Annotated in this window: 16 protein-coding genes; 7 read left to right on the top strand and 9 right to left on the bottom strand. The window is 46.6% G+C overall.

Annotated features, from left to right (window positions below; translation table 11 throughout):
• Positions 1-26: 26 nt before the first annotated feature.
• The 3 genes from F0316_RS14690 to F0316_RS14680 all read right to left on the bottom strand — a co-directional run bounded on the left by F0316_RS14690 (position 27) and on the right by F0316_RS14680 (position 3,705).
• Positions 27-1,037: a LacI family DNA-binding transcriptional regulator gene (locus tag F0316_RS14690; protein ID WP_000555352.1), complete on the bottom strand. Its 1,011-nt coding sequence runs from the start codon at positions 1,035-1,037 to the stop codon at positions 27-29.
• Positions 1,038-1,297: 260 nt separating this feature from the next.
• Positions 1,298-2,314, bottom strand: a complete 1,017-nt coding sequence (locus tag F0316_RS14685; protein WP_000170557.1) for a nuclear transport factor 2 family protein — start codon at positions 2,312-2,314, stop codon at positions 1,298-1,300.
• A 95-nt stretch (positions 2,315-2,409) separates the two neighbouring features.
• Positions 2,410-3,705, bottom strand: coding sequence for an MFS transporter (locus F0316_RS14680; protein WP_142740819.1), 1,296 nt, complete (start codon positions 3,703-3,705; stop codon positions 2,410-2,412).
• A gap of 339 nt (positions 3,706-4,044) precedes the next feature.
• On the opposite strand from F0316_RS14680, the gene F0316_RS14675 reads away from it, so the two are divergent.
• A complete protein-coding gene (locus F0316_RS14675; RefSeq protein ID WP_001906012.1) occupies positions 4,045-5,586 on the top strand; it encodes a sodium:solute symporter in 1,542 nt (513 codons plus the stop codon).
• 10 nt (positions 5,587-5,596) lie between these two features.
• Positions 5,597-6,967 carry an L-serine ammonia-lyase gene (locus F0316_RS14670; RefSeq protein ID WP_000948685.1) on the top strand — a complete coding sequence of 457 codons (1,371 nt, stop codon included), beginning with the start codon at positions 5,597-5,599 and terminating at the stop codon, positions 6,965-6,967.
• A gap of 97 nt (positions 6,968-7,064) precedes the next feature.
• On the opposite strand, the gene dcuC is transcribed toward F0316_RS14670, so the two are convergent.
• Both dcuC and F0316_RS14660 read right to left on the bottom strand, forming a co-directional pair.
• Positions 7,065-8,432, bottom strand: a complete 1,368-nt coding sequence (gene dcuC / locus F0316_RS14665) for an anaerobic C4-dicarboxylate transporter DcuC (protein WP_000891426.1) — start codon at positions 8,430-8,432, stop codon at positions 7,065-7,067.
• A gap of 391 nt (positions 8,433-8,823) precedes the next feature.
• Complete coding sequence (locus tag F0316_RS14660) at positions 8,824-10,587, bottom strand: methyl-accepting chemotaxis protein (protein ID WP_149560646.1); 1,764 nt, start codon at positions 10,585-10,587, stop codon at positions 8,824-8,826.
• Between the two features lie 224 nt (positions 10,588-10,811).
• On the opposite strand from F0316_RS14660, the gene F0316_RS14655 reads away from it, so the two are divergent.
• A complete protein-coding gene (locus F0316_RS14655; protein WP_001912269.1) occupies positions 10,812-11,372 on the top strand; it encodes a beta-phosphoglucomutase family hydrolase in 561 nt (186 codons plus the stop codon).
• Between the two features lie 80 nt (positions 11,373-11,452).
• Here F0316_RS14655 and F0316_RS14650 read toward each other — a convergent pair whose 3' ends face one another.
• Entirely contained in the window at positions 11,453-11,926 is a 474-nt protein-coding gene (locus F0316_RS14650) for an FKBP-type peptidyl-prolyl cis-trans isomerase (RefSeq protein ID WP_000034756.1), read from the bottom strand.
• Positions 11,927-12,147: 221 nt separating this feature from the next.
• Between F0316_RS14650 and F0316_RS14645 the strand changes: the two genes are divergently transcribed.
• Together F0316_RS14645 and F0316_RS14640 are read left to right on the top strand one after the other, a co-directional pair.
• The gene (locus tag F0316_RS14645) at positions 12,148-12,762 is read left to right on the top strand and encodes an OmpA family protein (protein ID WP_172626057.1); all 615 of its coding nucleotides are present in this window, start codon (positions 12,148-12,150) and stop codon (positions 12,760-12,762) included.
• 233 nt (positions 12,763-12,995) lie between these two features.
• A complete protein-coding gene (locus tag F0316_RS14640; protein ID WP_001277448.1) occupies positions 12,996-14,558 on the top strand; it encodes a methyl-accepting chemotaxis protein in 1,563 nt (520 codons plus the stop codon).
• A 104-nt stretch (positions 14,559-14,662) separates the two neighbouring features.
• Here F0316_RS14640 and glpD read toward each other — a convergent pair whose 3' ends face one another.
• On the bottom strand, positions 14,663-16,201 hold the full coding sequence (gene glpD, locus F0316_RS14635) for a glycerol-3-phosphate dehydrogenase (RefSeq protein ID WP_123162195.1): 1,539 nt from the start codon (positions 16,199-16,201) through the stop codon (positions 14,663-14,665).
• Positions 16,202-16,598: 397 nt separating this feature from the next.
• Between glpD and F0316_RS14630 the strand changes: the two genes are divergently transcribed.
• The gene (locus tag F0316_RS14630; RefSeq protein WP_057563589.1) at positions 16,599-17,519 is read left to right on the top strand and encodes an aminoimidazole riboside kinase; all 921 of its coding nucleotides are present in this window, start codon (positions 16,599-16,601) and stop codon (positions 17,517-17,519) included.
• Positions 17,520-17,619: 100 nt separating this feature from the next.
• Here the strand turns inward: F0316_RS14630 and F0316_RS14625 are convergent, their stop codons facing one another.
• Together F0316_RS14625 and F0316_RS14620 are read right to left on the bottom strand one after the other, a co-directional pair.
• Entirely contained in the window at positions 17,620-19,266 is a 1,647-nt protein-coding gene (locus F0316_RS14625) for a glycoside hydrolase family 32 protein (RefSeq protein ID WP_149560643.1), read from the bottom strand.
• Between the two features lie 75 nt (positions 19,267-19,341).
• Positions 19,342-20,334, bottom strand: a complete 993-nt coding sequence (locus tag F0316_RS14620; RefSeq protein ID WP_000157570.1) for a LacI family DNA-binding transcriptional regulator — start codon at positions 20,332-20,334, stop codon at positions 19,342-19,344.
• A gap of 300 nt (positions 20,335-20,634) precedes the next feature.
• Between F0316_RS14620 and F0316_RS14615 the strand changes: the two genes are divergently transcribed.
• Complete coding sequence (locus F0316_RS14615; RefSeq protein ID WP_019827757.1) at positions 20,635-22,074, top strand: sucrose-specific PTS transporter subunit IIBC; 1,440 nt, start codon at positions 20,635-20,637, stop codon at positions 22,072-22,074.
• Positions 22,075-22,142: the final 68 nt, after the last annotated feature.

Below are 22,142 nucleotides of genomic sequence, written 5' to 3'. Positions count from 1 at the left end.
TTGGGGGAGTGTCTTCCCCCAACCGTCTAGGATTTGAGTGTACTTTTACGTTGGATTAATTTGGTCGGCACCATTAATTTGACCAAGCTCTGATTCCTAGTGGTAATCTGATCCACAATAATTTTGACCGACTCGCGAGCTAGCCGCTTAAAATCTTGGGCAAAAGTGGTGAGTTGGTAACTGAGCCATTCTGTTTGAGGAATGTTGTCAAAACCAATAACTTGTATGTCGTCTGGTATCCGAAGTGAAAACTCGAATCTTGCAATGTCCATGACGGCCATCGCAAGGTTATCTGTTGCGCAGAAAATGGCCGCGGGTCGAGACGAGTCAGCAATCAGACGGCGTATGGTATCAAGTGATCCGGTGTAGTCATAAGTCGCTTTCACCACAGGCGGGGTGAAACCGGTCAGTGATTTGAATTCACTACAAAAACCTTGTTGGCGTTCATCATTGGTAAAAGTGGGTACTTCACCTGTTAAATAAACTGCAGATTGAGCTCCCGCTTGATGTAACAACTGAGCCGCTTGTCGACCTGCTTCATAGTTATCGCTGATCACATAGCTACTTTTGGTGCCTTCAACGACTCGCGCGTATTGCACAATGGGAATATTGAATTCTTCACACTCTTCATAAAGAGTTTTATTGAATGTTGCAGAAGCTGCAATCACGCCATCCACTCGATATTGGAAAATATTCGGAATGGAGTGGTTATCTTGTTCATCCACTTGCCAAGGGATCAGTACGGCCGAATAACCCACCTGTTGCAATTCGCTAGAAATTAACTGCAACGTTTTCATATGGATAGGGTAATCTGCATCTGGGAAAACCAAGCCGATCAGTTTGGACTCATTTGTGGTTAAACTGCGTGCAAACGCATTAGGCCGATAGTTAAGGACTTTAGCAGCTTCAAAGACTTTCTGTTTCGTTTTTTCAGATACCGAGCTACCCGGTACAAAAACGCGTGATACGGTAGATTGAGAAACCCCAGCTAACTTGGCAACATCTTTGGAGGTGACGGTGGCTTTTTCAGAATGCATAACTCGTGATTTATCAGTCATTAGAACCGACTACAGCCTAGCATAAATAGTTACGTAGTCATCAATTCAATTAACACAACGTCACATAATTTAGAGCGGTAAACGGTTATTCGCTGTTTATTTTGGGTTATACCCAAAATAAACAGCTCTGAGATATCCATAGTAAGAAGATCGCCTCGTCCATGAGGTGATATAGAGGAACTCTCCCAGATCTTAGGGAGAGTTCATTTCATCGAGAGAGTGTGAATCCAGATCGCAGCTTACAAGGCAGGATTCATGATCTTTTGAGTGCGTTCAAACACATCCAAACCTTGCTGTTTTAACCAATAAGGGAGGTCAATCAATACCCAGTTCTCAGAGAGCTTATTACCGTCGCGATAGTAGACATCAACAACCTGCATATCGGCGCGGATCTCTCCTCCCGGCATTCCCAAGAAACCGCCAATCGGCGTATTCGAAAGGTTTGGCCAACCAAAGAAGCACGCAAAATTACCCTCTGCAAATCGGCAGACATGGCCGTTAAACTTCTTATCTTTTAAGTTGTTACGGAAAGGTAATTGGTGTTGTTGTTGGTAGCGAGGGATAGTGTACGAAGCCCCAATCCCACAAGGACCATACCAAATCATGTCTTTTGACCAGCTTTTCTCAAGCACTTCCGGAGGACAGCCCATAGCACCGCTATCGTTCAGAGCGGAAAGGTCTGCAACCATTTGATTCACAAGATCTAAGGTAGCCACACCTTCTTCTGGAGCCGCATCTTCAAATAGCAGTCCATTATGATGACGTGGGCCAGGATAGACAAAATGCTTGCCCGTAGATGGCGGTAACGGATAGCAGCCCGCTTGATCCATAACACCCAATAGATCGAGGAAAAGTCCCGTTTTGCTGATCTTGCCATTTTCAACACAGTTAAACTCGGCATAACGAATATTCATGATTTTGCCAGTTGGACGCATGCCTAAGTATTCAGCATCGAACAGCCCCATAAAATGGCCCATGCTCATTACCCAAATTTCATCTGGATTAATTTCGTTATTACCTGCAATGAAAATATCTTGACGACGCTGCATTCGAGTCATGGATTTCATTAATGGAGCCCAAAAAATATCGGCCGCCGCTTGTGCACCTTGCTGTTCACGGAATGGATAAACACCACGCCATAAATAACCTTCGGTGGTATGGGCTTTTAAAACTTCAGCAACATTTTCATAGGATGCGTTTTCGATTGCATCAAAGTATTCACGAACAATGCGTTTTGCTTGTTGATATTTTGTCATAGTAAAACTCTCTTTTTGCTGTTTGAGTCAGCATGGGGAACAGGACTCATTGAGATGAAAGGGCGGATGAGAGTCATCCGCGCCTTGAATCAGGTTTACGCGTTAGCCGGTTGGTTGCTCTTACGTTTATCGAACAAACCGCCTTTTAATGTTTCTGGAAGAGATAGCCATAATAAGCCAGCCACTATCCACACAATCGGTGAGCCCCACATTGCAGTCTGTAAGTCGGTGCGCTCTTTGATAAAAATGAGAACCATAGGTGCCCACATTCCAATAATTCGCCCGCCGTGGAAGAGTGCAGCACCATAACTGCGCAAATGAGCAGGGAATAATTCTGAGAAGTAGCCACCCCAAACCGCTGAAGACGAGAGGCCAAAGTTATAAATTAAGCCCAAGATTGCCAGCATATTGAGGCTGCCAATCATCAGATCGCTCGGGGCGATGAAAAAGATAGAAGCCATGATGCCCGCAAGAATGAAGCCAAACGCATTCACTTTACGTCCAAATTTGTCGGCGACCGCGCCCCAAACCCAAGCTCCAAATAGAGAGCCAAAAGCGGAGATTGAGAAGATCACACCGATTGTTGCACCATCAAACTGACGAACTTCTTTCAAATACGTGGTGACGAAACCGCTAAAGAATTGAAAACCGTAAAAATTAAGTCCAGCTAGAAGCAAACAGGTGATGGTAAGGAGCCGATAAGGTTTGCTGAGCATTTCACCCCAAGAGCCTTTATTCGCAAGTGTGTTTTGCCCTGTATTAGCCGAGGAATCTTCTTCGCCGTAAGCGATGACGTTTTTATCGCTAGGTAAGACAAATACCATGGCAAATGCGGCAGCTAAAGGCGGAATTCCACCAACCCACATCAAACTTTCCCAGGGTGCATCAATGCTAGAGATAAAGGCCGCGTATGCCCCCATTACCATTAAAGCTACAGAGAACATGGATGAGGCAAATGCGGTCAGTTTGCCGCGAACCGTTGGGGTAAAGAGGCCAATCATTAAGCTGACAGCGACGGTAAAGTAGCCGCCCAGTGACAAACCTATGATGAAACGCATCGCTGCCCATGTCGCGTAGTCAGTAAACATCATGTTCACTATGGTTGCACCGCCGTTGAGTGCAGTAATCGTGATCAAGGTGTATTTCTTGCCAAAGCGGCCAGCAAACCAAGCGCAACTTAATGCGCCAATCAGCGCCCCAACGGATTGCCATGTATAGAATTGAGCAGTATCTGAGAGGCTAATGCCATCATAAGCCTCAACGATGTAAGGGCGTACGTAGTCAATAATTACAAAGTTATAACAATAGAAAAAGTAACCAACCAAGATCGCCAGATAGGCGGCTACTCTTTGAATCATAGGAACTTCGCTCATGTGTTTTTTGGTAGTCATGACCGATAAACCTCTGTTTTAAATTGATTTAAATATAATTCAACAGTGTGATTGAGACGGTTTCTCCATCTTTTTCAACCTTTACTTCGCGAAGAAGAATAGATTTATTTCGCGATAATGATCCGTGATCAAAATCAATTTAAAAATGAATGCGTACCCATTTTGTGTGTTTAGTTGATCGATGTCTCATAAATGGCTTGTTTTGGTCATGGTGTGGAAATTATCACTTATGATGAGCGCTATGTTTGCTCAATTTCGGTATTTTTTGGCCGGAATTATTGCTCGATTAGAAGCTTTTTAGCCGTGTAATTGATGAGATAGAGAACGGGAAAAATCATAATGGTTACGTATTCAACTTTTATTGTTATCGCGATTTATCTCATATTGACCATACTAATCAGCTGGTTTGTTAACCAGAGGAGTATTGGGAATACTGATTTTTCAACTGGTGGAAGACAGTTTGGGTGGTTTACCGCAGGCGTTTCTATTTTAGCGACATACATCAGTGCTATGACTTTTATTGGTATGCCGGGATGGGTTTATCAATCGGGTATGGAAGCGTTAAGCATCCATTTGAATTATCCGATAGTCATTTTTTTCGCAGTTGTATTTTTTATCCCCGTTTTTTATCGAATGGGTTTTACGTCCATTTATGAATACTTAGAACACCGCTTTGGTGTTTATGCCCGAACCATTAACTCCGTGGTATTCATATTGGTTCAATGTATTTCGTCTGGAGTTATTCTTTATGCTATTGCATTGATTTTAATTCAGATTTTACCCATATCTATTGTTGAAGCGATTGTTTACATCACTTTATTTACGGCTTGTTATACCTATGCTGGTGGTATCTCGACCGTTATCTGGACGGATATGTTGCAGTCAGCAGTATTAATTGCAGGGAGTGTGGCAATCTTCGTTCTACTCCTCCTTCAAGTCGATGGGGTACATGGAGTTTCTCGGGAGCAACTGAATATCATCAATCTTCAGTTCGATTTGGGTGTCGACACCACATTGTGGGCGGGAGTGGTGGCTGTCAGTTTCTTACACATGAGTGTGTACGGTACCAATCAATTGATCATCCAAAGAACATTAGCCACGAGATGTGAAAAAACGGCACAAAAGTCGATGTTACTGTGCGGTTATGGTGCTTTTTTTATTTACTTCTTTTTCGCTTTGCTTGGCGTCTTATTGAGCATTTTTTATCAAGAGCGACATTTTACAAACAGTAATGAAGTGATACTTGATTTTGTGTTTCACCATACAAACCCTTGGGTGATAGGTTTAATTATTTCTGCGCTAGCTGCGGCGGCAATGTCCACTCTGGATTCTACCTATAATTCGATGGCAACCGTTGCGACGTTTGATCTTTATCAGCGCTTTATTCGACGAAATGCACCTGACCATCACTATCAAGCGGTCGCTCGTAAAATGAGTTTGGTGGCCGCAGGCTTAGTGGTGATACCTGCTTTGCTCGCGGTATCGAATGAGTCAGTGCTTAAAACGATCGCGAGTTTAACCTCGATTTTTGTTGGTATCCGCCTAGGCTCATTTGTTCTTGGTCTTTTTTCAAATCAAGCCAATGAGAAAGGAGTTATCGTCGGCAGCATAATCAGTATCGCCGCCGTGCTTGGTGCTAGGCTCATGGATATTGCTTGGCCTTGGTTTGCTCCTATAGGAACCGTGTTTTTCTTGGTATCCGGAGTGGTGATAAGCCGATACTGGGGCGATAATTCTATTCAACAGCAAGCGTTTATTGCGCGTCAGAAGCATCTCTTCGCAACGCCGACGATGAGCCAGTATGGTTTGTTGGTTTTCGCGGCTGTGACAATTGCGGCTTGTGCCATCATACCTGATTGGCTTTATAACGCTTTATCTTAAGGGGAAAGTTATGCTCTCAATCTTTGATATTTACAAAATTGGGGTTGGCCCTTCCAGCTCGCATACCAATGGGCCGATGATTGCAGGTTACCGTTTTGTGCAGCAGTTATTGCCACAGCTGAATAAAGTTGCTCGCATACAAGTGGATCTGTATGGCTCGCTGTCTTTAACGGGGAAAGGGCACCACACTGATCGTGCGACCTTACTGGGCTTAATGGGGAATCAACCTGCCACCATCAAGATTGGTGACGCTAATCAGACTCTACGTGAAGCGTTGCAAACGGGTAAGTTGCGTCTCAATGGTCAGCATGACATTGCCTTCGATTACCATCAGGATCTTCTTTTTCATCAAGATAATCTGCCGCTGCACGAAAATGGTATGACGTTGAGCGCGTTTGATACTCAAGGACAACAGATTGATTTTGAAACCTATTATTCAGTCGGTGGTGGCTTTGTTGCGACCGCTGAGCAGTTGCAAAATGGTACCGCGACCGCCGATGTGACGGTGACTTACCCCTTTACCAGTGCCGATGAAATGCTGCACCAAGCTGAAAAACATGGTTTGAGTTTAGGTGGAATGATTCTGCGTAATGAACTGGCTTTTCAAGAGATGGCGGTGATTGATGCCAAGGCCGATCAAATCTGGCGAGTAATGAGCCAGTGTATGGAGCGTGGTTTTGCGACCGAAGGCATTTTAGAAGGGGGATTAAATGTCACTCGCCGTGCGCCGAGTTTGCTGAAAAAACTTGAAGCCAATGCGGCGATTGAAAATGATCCGATGGAAGTGATGGATTGGATTAACCTCTTTGCTTTTGCGGTGAGTGAGGAGAATGCCGCTGGTGGACAAGTGGTGACATCGCCCACCAATGGAGCCGCGGGCGTGATCCCTGCGGTTTTGATGTATTACCACCGTTTTATCAAAGCGCTCGATACCAAGCAGCTTAAGGATTTTCTCGCCGTGTCTGGCGCGATCGGTATCTTGTATAAAACCAATGCCTCCATTTCCGGTGCTGAAGTTGGGTGTCAGGGTGAAGTGGGCGTTTCTTCCTCCATGGCCGCCGCAGGCTTAACGGCTTTGCGTGGTGGCAGTAATGAGCAAATCTGCATGGCGGCAGAAATTGCTATGGAACACTCATTAGGGATGACCTGCGACCCGATAGGCGGTTTGGTGCAAGTGCCTTGTATTGAGCGTAACGCGATGGGTGCAGTGAAAGCGATCAATGCTTCGCGCATGGCGCTCAAGCGAACCAGTAAATGTCTGATTTCACTCGATAAGGTGATTGAAACCATGTATCAGACTGGGAAAGATATGAATAAAAAATACCGCGAAACTTCGCTCGGAGGATTGGCGCTAATCCATCTCGCGCCCCCTTGTGAATAATCCAGAATTGGACATGTTTTTACGAGTTGCTTATACGACTCAAAAAGAAAAGGGCGTGATTTCACGCCCTTTTGAATGTCGGTCATAACACGGACAGTTAAGCGTGCATAGGTACCAGCACCATAGTGCCGATGATCACCGTAACAAGACCCAGTAACACAGGCACAGAAGTACGCTTTACCACTTCGAATGGGCTGATTTTACCCATACCCGCGGTAGCTACTACCACACCAGAAACCGGAGAAATGGTACGGCCAAGGTTGGAGGCTTGCAGCATAGGAATAATCAGGAATGCGGGGTTGAGTCCCATTTTCGCAGCCAGTGACGGAGCCAATTCCACAAACGCATAGAAAGGCGCGTTACCTGAGCCGGTGGCAATCGCAGCGGCGACGGTTAAACCAGTCAGAATCAACATCAGAGCAATACCGCCAGCCCCCGCCACTTCTGCTAAGTGCAGTAGGTTGTCAATCGCACCAATTGACATCAAACCTTGTGCAAATACGCCTGCTGCAACCAACAACATGACTACGCCTTTAAAGGCATCCGCCATGCCTTCGTAACAGGCTTCAAGATCTTCCAACGTTTGCTTACCGTTGAAACGTTTAGTGATGTAGTCGACCAGCACGCCAATGAAAATTGACAGTACAACGATGGTATAGATATCCAGCGTAATGCCAGGCAGCGTTTCACCATTGAACACAAACACACCGATGATGGGTAAGAATGGCAGGACTGCATAATAGGCGGGTGATTTAACCTCCATTTCAGACAAATCCACTTTCTCCATTGGTGTATTGTCTTTCTTATCAAGGTATTGGTTCCAGAAATACGCGGCGGCCGCCATCACAATGATCGCGCAGATCGAAACAGGCAATACGGTTTCTACGGCGAATACGTGCAATGGCAAACCGGATTTTTCTGCCGCAATGACCACGTCACCTGAGGTAGGCGAGAGAATGATCGCAGCCGGGGAGGCACACACCGCTACCGCCGCAGGGCGAGAAATGCCCATCGCGGTCATCATTGGAAATAAGGTCGCCATTAATAACACGCCAAGGCCGGTGGCTGAACTCACTGCCAGAGACATCAAACAGGCAACAAGATAGGCCGCGACCAACAAGATGTAGGGTGATTTAATAAAAGAGAGTGGTTTAGAAAACTGTTTTACCACTACGTTGTTGGCACCGATGTGCGTCATGTATGACGCAAAACCACACAGCAACATAATTTGCATACCTAAGCCGCCGCCACGGTTTTGCAGCATGTATTTCACATACTCCATTGCATCGGTGAGTAGGTTACCGGTTGATTCCATTTGTCCAGGTAGGACTTTGTGTCCCAAGATACCGGTTAAAATGAGTAGCAAAATCCCTGCGGTGAGTAGGATACCCGCAGGCTTATAGCCTTTAACGATGAAATAGCCGACCGCAAAGGTCACGACTAAGCCAATCAGAAGCTCAAGCATAGCAATCTCCAAAAATGTCCGTTTATTTCAAACTGTAAAATGTATGTCAGGAATTTACTGAAAATTAATTTGTAGCACGAGTTCAACTTGCACTTTGCATGATCTAAAGCAATAAAAGTATCAATTAATATTGGTGATTAATTCTTGTTAAAGGCGGATTTTATTTGAATTTATCTGTCTTTTGGTTAGATTGTTGGTTATTTGCTCTGTGAATGGGTGTTTTTACGATGTTGGCATGACAAGGATGGATAAAACTTGTTCTATGGATAGCAGAGCATGCTACAACGTTTCACCAAGAAGCTGGATCGCTGTTCTATGCTCACCTCAGTCAAACAGAAAAAAAGAAGAAAGGCTCATCAAGAGCCTTTCTGTGAGTTCAGGAAAGTCAAGCTCAGTCACGATTGGTGCGAAACTCTGCAACCGCTTCATCCATTGCATGGGCTTGGCGTGACACTGTATCGACCTCAGTAAGGCATTGCTGTGCGGAGCGCATATTGTTGTCTGAAATCGTGTTCAGCTCAGCAATTGACTCACTGACATGGTTCATCACACTGCCTTGTTCTTCAATCGCTGCCGCGATGCGCTGTGAGTTATCTTGAATCGTATGCATGTCACGCAGGATCTGCTGCAAGCTTTCATCAAGTTGACGAGAGGCGCTTAGTGTTTCCTGACCTTGGTTGTTACACAAATCAATGTCATCGACCACTTGACTCATTTGTGACTGGATATTGGAGACAACGCGAGTGATCTCTTCCGTCGATTGATGGGTACGAGTCGCGAGTGAGCGTACTTCATCGGCGACCACCGCAAAACCGCGTCCTTGTTCACCGGCACGTGCGGCTTCAATCGCGGCGTTTAAGGCGAGTAGGTTAGTTTGTTCTGCAATCCCTTGAATGATGCTCACCGCACCACCGATTTTTTCAACAAAGGCATTCAATGAGCCGATAGAGTGTTGGCTTTTCTGTAGGGTAGAGGAGAGTAAGTCAATGTTTTTCACCGTAGTCACCACCACGCTGCGGCCTTGTTCCGCATTGCGCGCTGCCTGATTAACGCCATCGACAGCAATGTTAGTGCTTTCCGAAATCTCACTAATGGTCGATACCATCTGTTGTACCGATGTCGCCATCAAGCCCATGTGTTCAGATTGAACATTAAATTGCTCAATCACTTGCTCAAGCTCGTCATGCATGCTCGAAGTGCTGCTGTACAATTGGTGAGATTTGGTCTGTGAACTGCTGATCAAATGCTCAAATTTATCCAACAGGCTATTGAAATAGCGCGCCACGGCGGTGATTTCATCATTCCCTTTGAGCTCGGCGCGCAGAGAAATGTCGTTAGATTGCGCAATTCGTTGAATAACCAGCAACAATTGACTGACTTGTAAATTGATTGAGCGGCTGATTTGGAAAATCACCAACAAAATAATCAACACCACAGCGATGGTCACTGAAAGTTTAGTGGTGGTCATTGTTTTCTGTTTATCATCAACCGCTTGCGTTAGGGTTTTAGAGAAGGCTTTAAACATCTCTTCGACATCGTGAGAGTGGGAACGCGTGGCACCCAGTAAGCCTTCGTTGTATTTCAAGCCAATCACTTTTGCTTGGTTCACCACGGCTTGAGCGGATTTGATCAGGTCAGAAAATTGGTTCAACGCGCTTGAGTTGGCGGAGCCTGCTAATACCTGCTGATGGAAATCCACTAGGGCTAACAGCTCTTCAGCGGAGGCTTGTTGTTTGGCTTGCTCGAGCGCCTGATAGTAGCTTTTCCACAAGCCACTTTCCTGATTAAGGCCGAGGGTTTGATAGGCTTGCACTAACTGTTCAAAACCCTGTTTGTATTCCAGTAGGTCAGTACGTAAAGCGTTGGAGTCACCCAGCTCATATTTGAGCATGATGGCGTCGAGTTCAGTTTGTAAATTGAGGAACAGGTCAGTATTTTTTTGAAAGGTATCCAGATATTTGGCATCGCTACGCAATAAAAAGTCTTTTTCGTTGCGTCTTAAATTGAGTAACCTGACTTCCAGTTTATCGACTTGATTGATAGCTCGATTAAGTTCATCGTTGGTCTGGGCAAACTGTGAGGTTGTAAAGAAAATGGCGATGGAGCCCAGTATGGCAATGATGCCCAAAGTATAAAGTTTATGGCGAATATTCATGGTGTTACCTACTTGTTATTTTTATTCCATTGACATCCCATCAATGAGATAGGTGTCTGAGTGCAATGCGTGCAGCAGTGTACTGAGAATAATGAAACTATCAATACTAGTGTCGTTCATCGCTTTCAGCTTTATATGAAATATTAATGACAAATTTATTACAAAGAATTGGAGATGCTGTGACTGTTGTCAACTTTAGCCTTTATGAAGGATTCATATTTGATATGGATGGAACCCTGCTTGATACCATGCCTGCGCATTTAGCCGCTTGGGAAGCAACGGCGAAGCATTTTGACTTCCCATTTGATGCCCAGTGGCTCTATGGATTAGGTGGGATGCCAAGTGCAAAAATTACGACGCACATCAATAAAAAATTAGGCTTGGCGCTCGATCCCGATCGCGTCGCAGCCTACAAAATGGATTGGTTTGCCAGCATGGGGCTGCAAGCGGAAGTGATCCCCGCCACCTATGAATTACTCTACCAATGGCAGGGTAAGAAGAAAATGGCAATAGGGACGGGGAGCCAACGTGATAGCGCGCTGCGTTTATTAAGTAATGCGCAGGTGTTGGATAAATTTGATGCAGTTGTGACGGCCAGCGATGTGCAACAGCACAAACCGCACCCCGAAACCTTTCTGATGGCGTGTGAGCAACTCGGCTTGACGCCTAAACAGTGTTTGGTGTTTGAAGATACCCAATTAGGACTTCAGGCAGCGCACGCGGGTGGGATGGATTGCATGCTAGTGACCGAGCAAGGATTGGTTTTCTACCCCTTTGCTCATTGAGGTAGGCAGAGCGTGAGCATATGAGACAAAAAAGCGAGTGAAGGCACAGCGTTCACTCGCTTTTTGTTCAACGTGAGAACTTACTCAATCGCCAGTAGCTCGACGTCAAAGATCAGTACAGCAGAAGGTGGGATTGGGCCTGCGCCATTTTTGCCATAACCCAAGTTGCTTGGGATATAGAAGCGAGTCTTTTCACCGACTACCATGAGTTGCACGCCCTCTTGCCAACCTTTGATAACTTGATTCAAGCCAAAACTGATGGGTTCACCACGTTCAACCGAGCTATCAAACACCGTACCATCAAGCAACTCACCATGGTAATGCACTTTCACGCGGCTTTTGGGCCCCGGATGTTCAGTCCCCGTTCCCGCCTGCAGCACTTCGTATTGCAAACCACTATCGGTAGTGATGACGTTTTCGCGTTGTCCATTCTCAGCCAAAAACTGCTGCCCAGCAGAAAAATTGGCATCTGCCGACTTATGATTAGTCCAAGTACGGTAAATCATGAAACCTGCGAGCAAGAAAACAACTAAAGGGATAATAATTTTCGACATAAAATGTTTGACGTCCTTTAACAGCGATGACTTTCCCCGTTTAACAGTTAGCAGAGACGCGAGTCGCCAGCTTTACTTATGAGGGAATAATGAATGGCGAACATTCTAACCACGGATTATGTGATGGCAAGCAACCCATTTGTAAATTGTTGTTGATGACAGATAAAGTTTTTAGAAACATGCCGATAAACTATAAGAAGTTCAATAACTGAGTGTTTGAGATGAAATTCTGGGTGTTGTGCGTGACGTTTTTGCTAACAGGATGTGGTTCGCTGGTGACTGACCGCATGTTTAACGACAATCTGCTCGATGTTGCCCCGAAAGGCGATTTCGATGTGCGTTATCCAGAGTGGGGTTACGCACCGCAAAAGAACACCAGTGTGATGTCCAATGCAATGACCCAGCAGCGTTCGGCCAGTTACGAAGATTTACGTCAGTATTTATTGAGTAACGGCATTCAGCATGAAGTGGTGCCGGGTGACTACCCGATGATTAAGTTGAACAATACCGTTCGGTTTGAAACAGGTTCAGCGAAAGTCTCTATGGCTTCCAAACAATGGTTAGACACGGTCGCTCGATTTCTCGCTACCGAGTCAGGGATTGATATTGTACTCGAAGGGCATACGGATAATACCGGTTCAGAGAAACTGAACGACAAGTTAGCCGAGCGACGGGCCAATGCGGTCAAAGCGGCTTTAGTACAGAGTCGAATGGCACAAAATGCCATTTACACTCGTGGATTTGGTGAGAATGTTCCTGCGTGCACCAACAGTACTAAGAATGGCCGAGCATGTAACCGCCGAGTAGAGATCCGTTTCATCCTCGCGTCTAATTAAGGTTAATATTCAGTGTCTCTCTTTTGAGACTGTTCGCAGAACAAATCGAAATATCGCAAGAGTGGAATTTCATAGCATGAGGTTCCGCTCTTTATTCTTTTCTAAGTATTAACCCTAGTGTTTTTGATGTAATTCACGTTTGCGTTGCCCACGAGTCTCCAGAGTTTGAGTTTTTAATAACAAGTGTGTATACATTTGCGCTCATAAAAATAACCGAAGAACAACAAGCCGAAATGTCAGCCTATACTCCCTCTGCTCAACAAGAAGTCCTTGTCGGCGACCATGACCAATTGGTATCAACGACGGATTTAAAAGGTGTCATCACCTACTGTAATGATACATTTTGTCGTATTGCTGGGTTCCAAGCCGATGAGCTGCTAGGAAAAAATCACAATATCGTTCGCCATGCTTCGATGCCGAAAGCGGCGTTTGCCGATATGTGGCACCACCTTAAGCAAGGGCATGCTTGGCGCGGAATCGTGAAGAATCGCACTAAATCCGGCGGGTTTTACTGGGTTGACGCCTATGTAACGCCGATTTATCAACAAGGCCAACTTACAGGTTATCAATCGGTTCGGGTAAAAGCTGAGCGAAAGTGGGTAGAGATTGCCACCAAAGCCTACCAAGCGTTATTAGTGGCTGAAAAGGCCGGTAAAAAAATCCAATTTAAGCTGCATACTTCGCTGCGTTACGCCTTGTTGCTCGGTGCATTGATGTCACCAGCATTGGCACATGGGTTTCAAGCTCCTGAACAGTGGCAATGGTTAGCCAGTCTTTTACCAGCGGGAGTATTAGGTTTGTTGTTTCGGCAAGAGCTAGTGCGTACCCCGCAACAGCTCAAACAGTGGCAAAACGAGTATGACAGTATCAGCCGTTTGATCTATTCGGGCGCTGATGCTTTTTCTGTTGCCGACTACCATCTAAAAATGGCTTCCGCTCGGATCCGTACCATTCTCGGTAGAATGATGGACTCGGCGCGTCCATTGGGTGAACTGGCCAATCAGCTGCATTTGACGACGCAAGAAGTGCATCAAGCGTTGGCGGCACAAAACAGCAACATCCAAGCCGTAACGCAAGCCACCGATGCTGTCGAGAGCGCCGCTGAGCGGGTTTCGAGCCATACTCACTCGGCTCATCAATTGATTGATCAAGTGCAAAATCATTGTGCCGAGACCAAACACAGCATCAATGTCACCCATCAGAATTTACAGCGACTGGCTACGCAAGCTGAGAGTGCTGCCTTGACGACACTAAAACTGAGCGATCAAGCGCAGCAGGTCGGGCAATTAATGACTGAAATTGGCGGGATTGCTGAGCAAACCAATTTACTGGCGCTGAATGCTGCGATTGAAGCCGCTAGAGCGGGTGAACAAGGTCGAGGGTTCGCCGTTGTGGCGGATGAAGTGCGCGCATTATCGGCTCGTACTCAGCGTGCCACACAGCAGATCCAAACCAGCATTGATACTATGTTGTCCACTATTGAAGCGTGGCGAGGGGATATCACTGCAAGTCGTGATCAAACCGAGCAGTGCGCTCAAGATGCGAATACCACGCTGCAGCAGTTGCAGGATGTAGAATGCGTAATGAGTGACATGCTGCGAGTTATCGGTGAGGTCGCGAGTGCTGCGCAACATCAACGTGAGCTCACCTGCGAGGTTAACCAACATATCCACTCTATCGCCAGTGTGGCAACGCAAAATTCCGCGGCCACCCATACCGTAGAACAGTTAGCGATGGCGATGAGCGGTAAAGTGGCAGAATTTGGAGCGCTTTCGAAGCAGTTTGCACAAAAATAGGCTCGAGGAAGGGCATAGCCGATTCTGAGCCCAAAAGAAAAAAAAGAGAAAAAGACAAATGGCCACGTTATGTGGCCATTTCAGTTTCAGCGAGTGCTTGGATTTTACACGGTCGCTTTTAGCGGCTGATCAGCGTGGAATTTCTGCTGTAAATAGGACTCCACTTCCTCAACCACACTTGTATCGTGATTTAAGCCGAGTTTGCTTCTGCGCCAGAAAATATCTTGTGCATGGCGGGCAAACTCTTTCTCACACAGATAATCGATCTCTTTTTGGTAGAGCTCACCGCTGAACGCGATGCCGAGATCTTCAATGCCTGTCACACCTGCCAAAAGTTGCGTGGTGCGGCTGCCATAGCTGCGCAACCAACGCTCAATCACTGACTCAGTAATAAAAGGAAAGGCCACCACCAGCTGGTTTTTTAAGGCTGCATAGTCAAAGTTTTCACCACCTGGCAGAGGAGCATCCGCTGTCCAAGGGGCTTTCATTTTCGGGAAGAAAGGGGCGAGATGTTTCATCGCCGCTTCGCCTAGTTTGCGATACGTCGTGAGTTTGCCACCAAAAATGGACAGCAGCGGCGCTTCATCAGCTTGTTGATCCAGAGACAGTGTATAGTCACGAGTAATGGCCTGTGGCGAGTTCGATTCGTCATCGCACAGTGGGCGTACACCACTGAATTCAGCAATGATGTCTGAACGCGCGATTTCGCGCATAAAATGTTTGTTCACAATCGAAATCAAATAATCACGCTCAGCATCGGTAATCGCCACTTTTCTTGGGTCGCCTTTGTATTCGACATCGGTTGTACCAATCATCGAGTAGTCATCAAGATAAGGGATGACGAAGACAATACGTTTATCTTCATTTTGCAGAATATAGGCCTGCGGCTCATCGTGAATGCGCGGCACGATAATGTGTGAGCCTTGGATTAAACGAATGCCGTAAGGGGAACTGACGTGAGCATTCTCGTTTAAAAACTGCTTTACCCAAGGGCCTGCGGCATTCACAAGTGCATGACTACGGCGCTCAAAGCGTTGTTGAGTCTGCTCATCCAGTAGCGTCACATGCCACAAATCGCCCATACGCTCAGCTTTTTCGACGGTGCAGTAGTTCAATACTTCTGCCCCTTGTTCTTGAGCTTGCATGGCGTTGAGGATAACTAAACGAGCATCATCAACCCAGCAATCGGAATACTCAAAACCAATTTGCATTTCAGGTTTAGTCACGCTGCCCGCTTTTAAGTTGACTTTGTGACTTGCAGGTAGGGAAGTGCGTTTGCCCAAATTATCATAAAGAAACAGACCAGCGCGGATCATCCATGCTGGGCGTAAGAAAGGACGATGTGGCAAACGAAAACGCATCGGCGTTACGATGTGCGGTGCTTTTTTCAAAAGCACTTCGCGTTCCGCCAGTGCTTCACTGACTAAGCGAAATTCATAATGTTCTAAATAGCGCAAACCACCGTGTACCAGTTTTGAGCTGGCGGAAGAGGTTGCACTGGCAAAATCTTTGGCATCGTATAAGCCAACTTTTAATCCCCGCCCTGTTGCATCTGCGGCAATGCCAGCGCCATTAATGCCACCGCCAACAATAATCAAATCGAGCACTTCATCTTGGGTAAAACGTGTTGAGCGAGCGTTCATTTTCTATCTCCGCGCTTAATTGTTTTCGTTTTTGTTCTTTAATGTTCGTATGAAAGCATTAAAACATAGGAATGCGCAATATTTCTACTATGAATTTTGATCTTGATCATAAATGAACGAGGGAAATGGGTGTAATGAGCGCTCGAATATTCCATTTTTACTGGAGGCGCATGTGTGTGGCTGCTGTACCAATCCGTTTGGGGATGGGATGAGACGTGATGATTCTCCAGTTAGGTAACGTTCCCGAAAAAGTAAAGAGAAACTTACTATAGAGTTCACAATCTCTATTTAAGCTCACAGAAATGAGCAATTCCTGACCTGAACTCGAATATGGCAGTTTTCCCACTTGAAGGCTTTGGTTAGACTCAGCTCAAACCACATTTTCAGGAGTGATTCTATGTCAAGAGTATGGCTGACAGGCGATGCGGTGGTCGATCTGATCCCAGATGGGCAACAGCATTATTTAAAGTGTCCGGGTGGTGCACCCGCTAATGTTGCCGTCGCGATCGCCCGTTTATCCGGTCGCAGTGCTTTTTTTGGTCGAGTCGGGAACGATCCCTTTGGCCGATTTATGCAACAGACACTCACTGACGAGCAAGTGGATTGCCAGCACTTGCATTTCGACCCCGTACATCGCACTTCCACTGTGGTCGTTGACCTTGATGAGCATGGAGAGCGCAGTTTTACCTTTATGGTGAAACCGAGCGCGGATCAATTCCTGCAACTCAGTGATATTCCCTCTTTTCAAAAAGGCGAGTGGCTGCATGTTTGTTCGATTGCTTTGGCCAATGAACCGAGCCGCAGCTCGACCTTTGCCGCAATTGCGCAAATGAAAGAGGTGGGGGGATATGTCAGCTTTGATCCTAATCTGCGTGAAGAAGTATGGTCAGAGCCGCAAGAGTTACAGGCCACTGTCATGCGTGCCGTCGGTTTGGCGGATGTGGTGAAGTTTTCGGAGGAGGAATTACAGTTTCTAACCGGGACTCAGTCGATTGAAGAAGGATTACAGGCGATAGCTGACTTCCAGATCCCTCTTGTTGTCGTGACATTAGGCGCGAAAGGGGCGCTGGTGGTAACACCAAACTCGCGGCAAATTGTGTCGGGCAAGGCAGTCAAACCGATTGATACGACGGGCGCGGGAGATGCGTTTGTTGGCGGCTTGCTCTATCGATTATCCGTGGCGCAAGATTGGCATAACCAAGCCACGATTTTAGATGCGGTCAAATGGGCTAATGGCTGTGGCGCTTTAGCGACCACACAGAAAGGAGCCATGACCGCACTTCCGAATCAAGCGGCGCTGCATGCCTTTTTAGAATGAAATATGGCCAGAGTGAAGATTGACTCTTCGCATAGTGAGATATATCCCCTGCAACTTGAAGCGGCATACCTGCAGCTCCAAGTTGTTTGGGTATCATGGCTCAAGACTGCGCATTGACTTCTAGCTTAAATGGCGCAGATGCAGGAGCCATGTAGTACAGCCTTGCGTCTACGCTCGCGCCATGCAATGAAATACCGGTTGCATCCAGTGGGGTAAAGATGCGGCTGGTCATCACATGTTCGCCTTGATTGATGAAAATCTCTAATGAGGATTGATCAGCCAAGATGCGCAGCTCAACCGTTGGGCTATCGAGCTTCAGCTCCCGAATGGTGTCCCCTTGGCGAATTTGAGTCGCAGAGCGATCGAGGCGTAATAGTCGATTTTCTGCATCTAACGTTAGCGTGACGCAATACTGCGCATTTTGCATCAAGCGTAGCTCACATCCCCAAGGCAGAGTCACTTGCAGATCAAAGCTCTTGGTTTTTAGCTCAGTGACGGTGTCACTCAAAAGCAAGGTGTGCGGTTCACTTTGCAGTGTGTCGAGTTCACGCAATGGGTGCTGATAAATCTTGCCTTCACGCCACTCTAGTTCACGGAGTGCGGTCAGTTGATGAATCCAGCCTTGGTCACAGCTAGGGTGCTGCGTTTCATCGGGTAGCCCCATCCAGCCACACAATACTCGCCGTCCATCGGCAGTTTGCGCGGTTTGCGGTGCATAAAAATCAAAGCCTTCATCCAGTGGCCAACCCTGCAGTAACGCTATTTCGCCTTGTGCATTCTGGGTCGCTCGAAAGATCCGATTTTGATGTTCAATGGTGTGATGAGGATTCGCCGATGCGATGCCTTGTGGCCCGAACACAAAAAAGTCTTCACCTTGCAGTTCAAACCAGTCAGGGCACTCCCACATATACCCGTAATCGCCGAGTTCATCGCCATAGAGCTTATCGAAATGCCAATGGAGTAAGTCATCTGAGTGGTAGACCGCCAGTCGTCCTTGATGAGCGAGCGTTTGCGCGCCAATTAACATGTGCCACTTTCCTTGGGTGTAAATCACTTTAGGATCGCGGATATGTTCGGTCACGCCTTCAGGTAAACACCGAATCACAGGTCCTAATTTTTCAAACTCACCATTGGCGTTCATGCGCGCGGCGCACTGCATGGTTTGGCGTTGGCGATCTACGCCTAAGCGCGTGTTGCCGGTATAGAAAAGCCATAAATCTTGTTGATGACTGACCGCATGACCTGAGAATACCCCGTGGCTATCAAACCAATCCGAAGGTGTCAGGGCGACCGACTGCCACTGCCAATCGACTAAATCGAGGCTCTTAAGATGCACCCAGTATTTATCTTTGTGTTCGCAAGCGAAAGGATGCCATTGATAAAAGAGGTGGTATTCCCCTTGATGATAAATAAAGCCGTTGGGGTCGTTGAGTAAGCCCTGTGGTGGTGAGATATGCCACAGGGGCCGATAAGGGCAGTCTAAGGCTGTTTGATAAGGGAGCGTTTCAAGCTTTTGGCGCTCGGCAATTGCTTTACCTATCGCGGCGAGTTGCTGATCGGACACTTCAGCAGTGCGTTGGACAGAGAGTTGCCACTCTCCAAGTACCGATTGCAAACTCACATCATCAGGAAGGTGAGGGGTATGCGGGGGATGTTTTAGTGCCAAAACAATTTGCCCCTGTGGAGCTAAAATGCGCGTGACATTGTTTATTCCACCCACGAGTTCGAGCAGCGTATCTAATAACATGGACTTACCTAACCACTAAATTCGGGAACGTTCTCAATTTAGCGCTGCAAAATCGGGAAAGCAAGTGTTTCATGGTTAGACTGGGCAAGTCTCACGTTGAATGTTTTGGAAGGTCAGTACCACTTTGCTCATCTCTTGTCCACGTCCGGCGATGCGTTCTAATAGCATTTTTGCAGCGTTTTCTCCTGCCTTATCAAAGGCATAGTTAAAAGTGGAGAGTGGGGGATTGCTGACATAAGCCAACTCATCATTACCGACACCGAGCAGTTTGACTTGCTGTCCAACGTGAACCCCAAGCTCTTGCAAGGCTTTAATGGCGCCAACCGCTAGCCTGTCGGTGGCACAGAAAAGGCCATCGAGCTGTGGATAGTCAAGGTAGGCTTGTTTTGCCATTTGGTAGCCCGATTCTATTGAAAAATTACCGCGCGCATGAAACAGCAACGTTTGTTGATGGAACCCCAGAGCTTGCTGCAAGCCTTGTGAACGCAGCACATCAACTGCAATGTCATCACTTTGTACCCCAATGAAACCGATCTGTTTGCAGCCTGCTTTGACTAAGCGTTGTCCTGCTTCGAAGCCGACACGGTGATCGTCATGCACAATACTAGGAATGTTATACAAAGAGCCATCTTGGCCAACCAAAACCACAGGTACCGCCGAGTGTTGAATCGCATGAACCAGCGGCTGATCAAGGTGAGTGGCATAAAACACAATACCTTCTACACGCTTTTGATTAAATATCTGAATATATTCAATTTCCTTTGCATGGACTTGATGAGTATTGGCCAGTAAAACATGTTTACCTGCTTGCTCAAAGATAGCGGTAAGTCCATCCACGCCTTGTGCTGTTGCGTGAGAGGAGACGCGCGGCACAATCACGCCAATTAAGTTGGTTTTTTGTGATTTGAGGTCTTTAGCGACTTGATTGACCATATAGCCACACTGCTCAACCGCCTTTAACACTTTGATTTTTGTAGACTCTTTCACGCCATATTCATCATTAATGACGCGTGAGACGGTGGACTTAGAGACACCCGCTAAACGGGCGACATCATGCAAACTGGCCATAACGTATCCTGTAGGCTCAAAAACTGGGATGGATTGCAGAAATCAGTACAGCAATCAAACGAATGATCGGATTTTAACCCCGTTCTAAGGTTTATCCTCACGAAATTTGGCGATCCTATTCACATTTTCACTGTGTTTATTTTGACCATCACTCCGAAAAAGACAAGAATCAATTTTGCAAACGTTCCCAAAACCAATATCGAAACCAACGAATCATTCAATTACACAACAACATCCAAACGACTTGGAGCAGTAGGTAATACAATTCAAGTTGAAAGGGGATAACTACCGGGGTGAGTTATGGACTATCCAGTCATAGCAAAACAACTTCTTGAGAGCTTGGGTGGCAAAAGTAATATCCAAGCACTCGCGCACTGCGCGACTCGTTTACGTTTAGTGCTTAATGATGAAACGCAAATTAATGAGAGCGCCATTGAATCACTGCAAGGTGTCAAAGGACAATTTAAGGTTGCAGGACAGTATCAAATCATTTTCGGCTCAGGCATTGTCAACCAAGTCTATGCTGAGATGGCGAAATTGACCGGTTTGGTTGAGATGTCAACCAATGATGTCGCTTCCGCGGGTGCCGAAAAGCAGAACTGGGCACAGCGCGCAGTAAAGGGATTGTCCGATATTTTTGTCCCTATCATCCCCGCGATCGTGGCGGGTGGTTTATTGATGGGACTGTTCAACGTATTGACTGCCCCGGGACTGTTTATTGAAGGTCAATCGTTGATTGATGCCAATCCGGGATTGGCTGATCTCGCGAGCATGATCAACACCTTCGCGAATGCCCCTTTTGTCTATTTGCCTGTATTGTTGGCTTTTTCTGCCTCGCGCAAGTTTGGCGGTAACCCCTTTTTGGGCGCTGCGCTGGGTATGCTGATGGTGCATCCCGATCTCTTGAACGGCTGGGGTTTTGGCAGTGCATCCGTATCTGGCACCGTTCCAACTTGGAATATTCTTGGTTTTGAAATCGAAAAAGTGGGTTATCAAGGCTCGGTTTTGCCCGTGCTGGTTTCCGCTTACATTCTGGCCAAAATTGAAAATGGCTTACGCAAAATCGTACCGTCCGTACTGGATAACTTGCTTACCCCAATGCTGGCGATTTTTATCACGGGTTTTCTGACCTTTACTGTGGTCGGACCGCTAACGCGTGATGTCGGCTTCATGTTGGGAGATGCACTGAACTGGCTGTACGACTCGGCAGGGTTTGTCGGTGGCGCACTGTTTGGCTTTATCTATGCTCCTTTTGTGATCACTGGGATGCACCATAGCTTTATTGCGATAGAAACTCAGCTACTTGCCGATATCGTGACTACAGGTGGTACCTTTATTTTCCCTATCGCTGCGATGTCTAACATTGCGCAGGGTGCCGCGGCTTTAGCTGTGGGTGTGATGACGAAAGAGACCAAACTCAAAGGGGTTGCGATTCCTTCGGGTGTGACCGCGTTGCTGGGGATCACTGAACCTGCCATGTTTGGCGTGAATTTGAAATTGCGTTATCCGTTTATTGCTGCCATCTGTGGTGCGGCTTTAGCCAGTGCTTTCATCACCTTATTCAATGTAAAAGCCCAAGCGCTAGGCGCGGCTGGTTTGCCAGGGATCATTTCGATTAATCCACAGCAAATTGGTTACTACATCATGGGTATGGCGATCTCATTTGTGGCCGCCTTTGCGTTGACTGTCCTGCTTGCGATGCGTGAAAAAACCAAACAAGCGGCTCAGGTCACCGCGTAACTGCCTCCCCCTATCTTGGCTACACAGCCCACTCTTTGAGTGGGCTTTTTTGATAGTTCAATACCAAG

Origin of the sequence: Vibrio cholerae (assembly GCF_008369605.1) — a bacterium.
In the GTDB taxonomy this organism is placed as follows: Bacteria; Pseudomonadota; Gammaproteobacteria; order Enterobacterales; family Vibrionaceae; genus Vibrio; species Vibrio cholerae.
This window is presented reverse-complemented; position numbering and strand designations above follow the sequence as displayed.

Excerpts from the sequence above, each read along its gene's own strand:
- F0316_RS14690 (WP_000555352.1), bottom strand. The coding sequence starts at position 1,037 with ATGCATTCTGAAAAAGCCACCGTCACCTCCAAAGATGTTGCCAAGTTA.
- F0316_RS14685 (WP_000170557.1), bottom strand. The coding sequence starts at position 2,314 with ATGACAAAATATCAACAAGCAAAACGCATTGTTCGTGAATACTTTGAT.
- F0316_RS14680 (WP_142740819.1), bottom strand. The coding sequence starts at position 3,705 with ATGACTACCAAAAAACACATGAGCGAAGTTCCTATGATTCAAAGAGTA.
- F0316_RS14675 (WP_001906012.1), top strand. The coding sequence starts at position 4,045 with ATGGTTACGTATTCAACTTTTATTGTTATCGCGATTTATCTCATATTG.
- F0316_RS14670 (WP_000948685.1), top strand. The coding sequence starts at position 5,597 with ATGCTCTCAATCTTTGATATTTACAAAATTGGGGTTGGCCCTTCCAGC.
- dcuC (WP_000891426.1), bottom strand. The coding sequence starts at position 8,432 with ATGCTTGAGCTTCTGATTGGCTTAGTCGTGACCTTTGCGGTCGGCTAT.
- F0316_RS14660 (WP_149560646.1), bottom strand. The coding sequence starts at position 10,587 with ATGAATATTCGCCATAAACTTTATACTTTGGGCATCATTGCCATACTG.
- F0316_RS14655 (WP_001912269.1), top strand. The coding sequence starts at position 10,812 with ATGGATGGAACCCTGCTTGATACCATGCCTGCGCATTTAGCCGCTTGG.
- F0316_RS14650 (WP_000034756.1), bottom strand. The coding sequence starts at position 11,926 with ATGTCGAAAATTATTATCCCTTTAGTTGTTTTCTTGCTCGCAGGTTTC.
- F0316_RS14645 (WP_172626057.1), top strand. The coding sequence starts at position 12,148 with ATGAAATTCTGGGTGTTGTGCGTGACGTTTTTGCTAACAGGATGTGGT.
- F0316_RS14640 (WP_001277448.1), top strand. The coding sequence starts at position 12,996 with ATGTCAGCCTATACTCCCTCTGCTCAACAAGAAGTCCTTGTCGGCGAC.
- glpD (WP_123162195.1), bottom strand. The coding sequence starts at position 16,201 with ATGAACGCTCGCTCAACACGTTTTACCCAAGATGAAGTGCTCGATTTG.
- F0316_RS14630 (WP_057563589.1), top strand. The coding sequence starts at position 16,599 with ATGTCAAGAGTATGGCTGACAGGCGATGCGGTGGTCGATCTGATCCCA.
- F0316_RS14625 (WP_149560643.1), bottom strand. The coding sequence starts at position 19,266 with ATGTTATTAGATACGCTGCTCGAACTCGTGGGTGGAATAAACAATGTC.
- F0316_RS14620 (WP_000157570.1), bottom strand. The coding sequence starts at position 20,334 with ATGGCCAGTTTGCATGATGTCGCCCGTTTAGCGGGTGTCTCTAAGTCC.
- F0316_RS14615 (WP_019827757.1), top strand. The coding sequence starts at position 20,635 with ATGGACTATCCAGTCATAGCAAAACAACTTCTTGAGAGCTTGGGTGGC.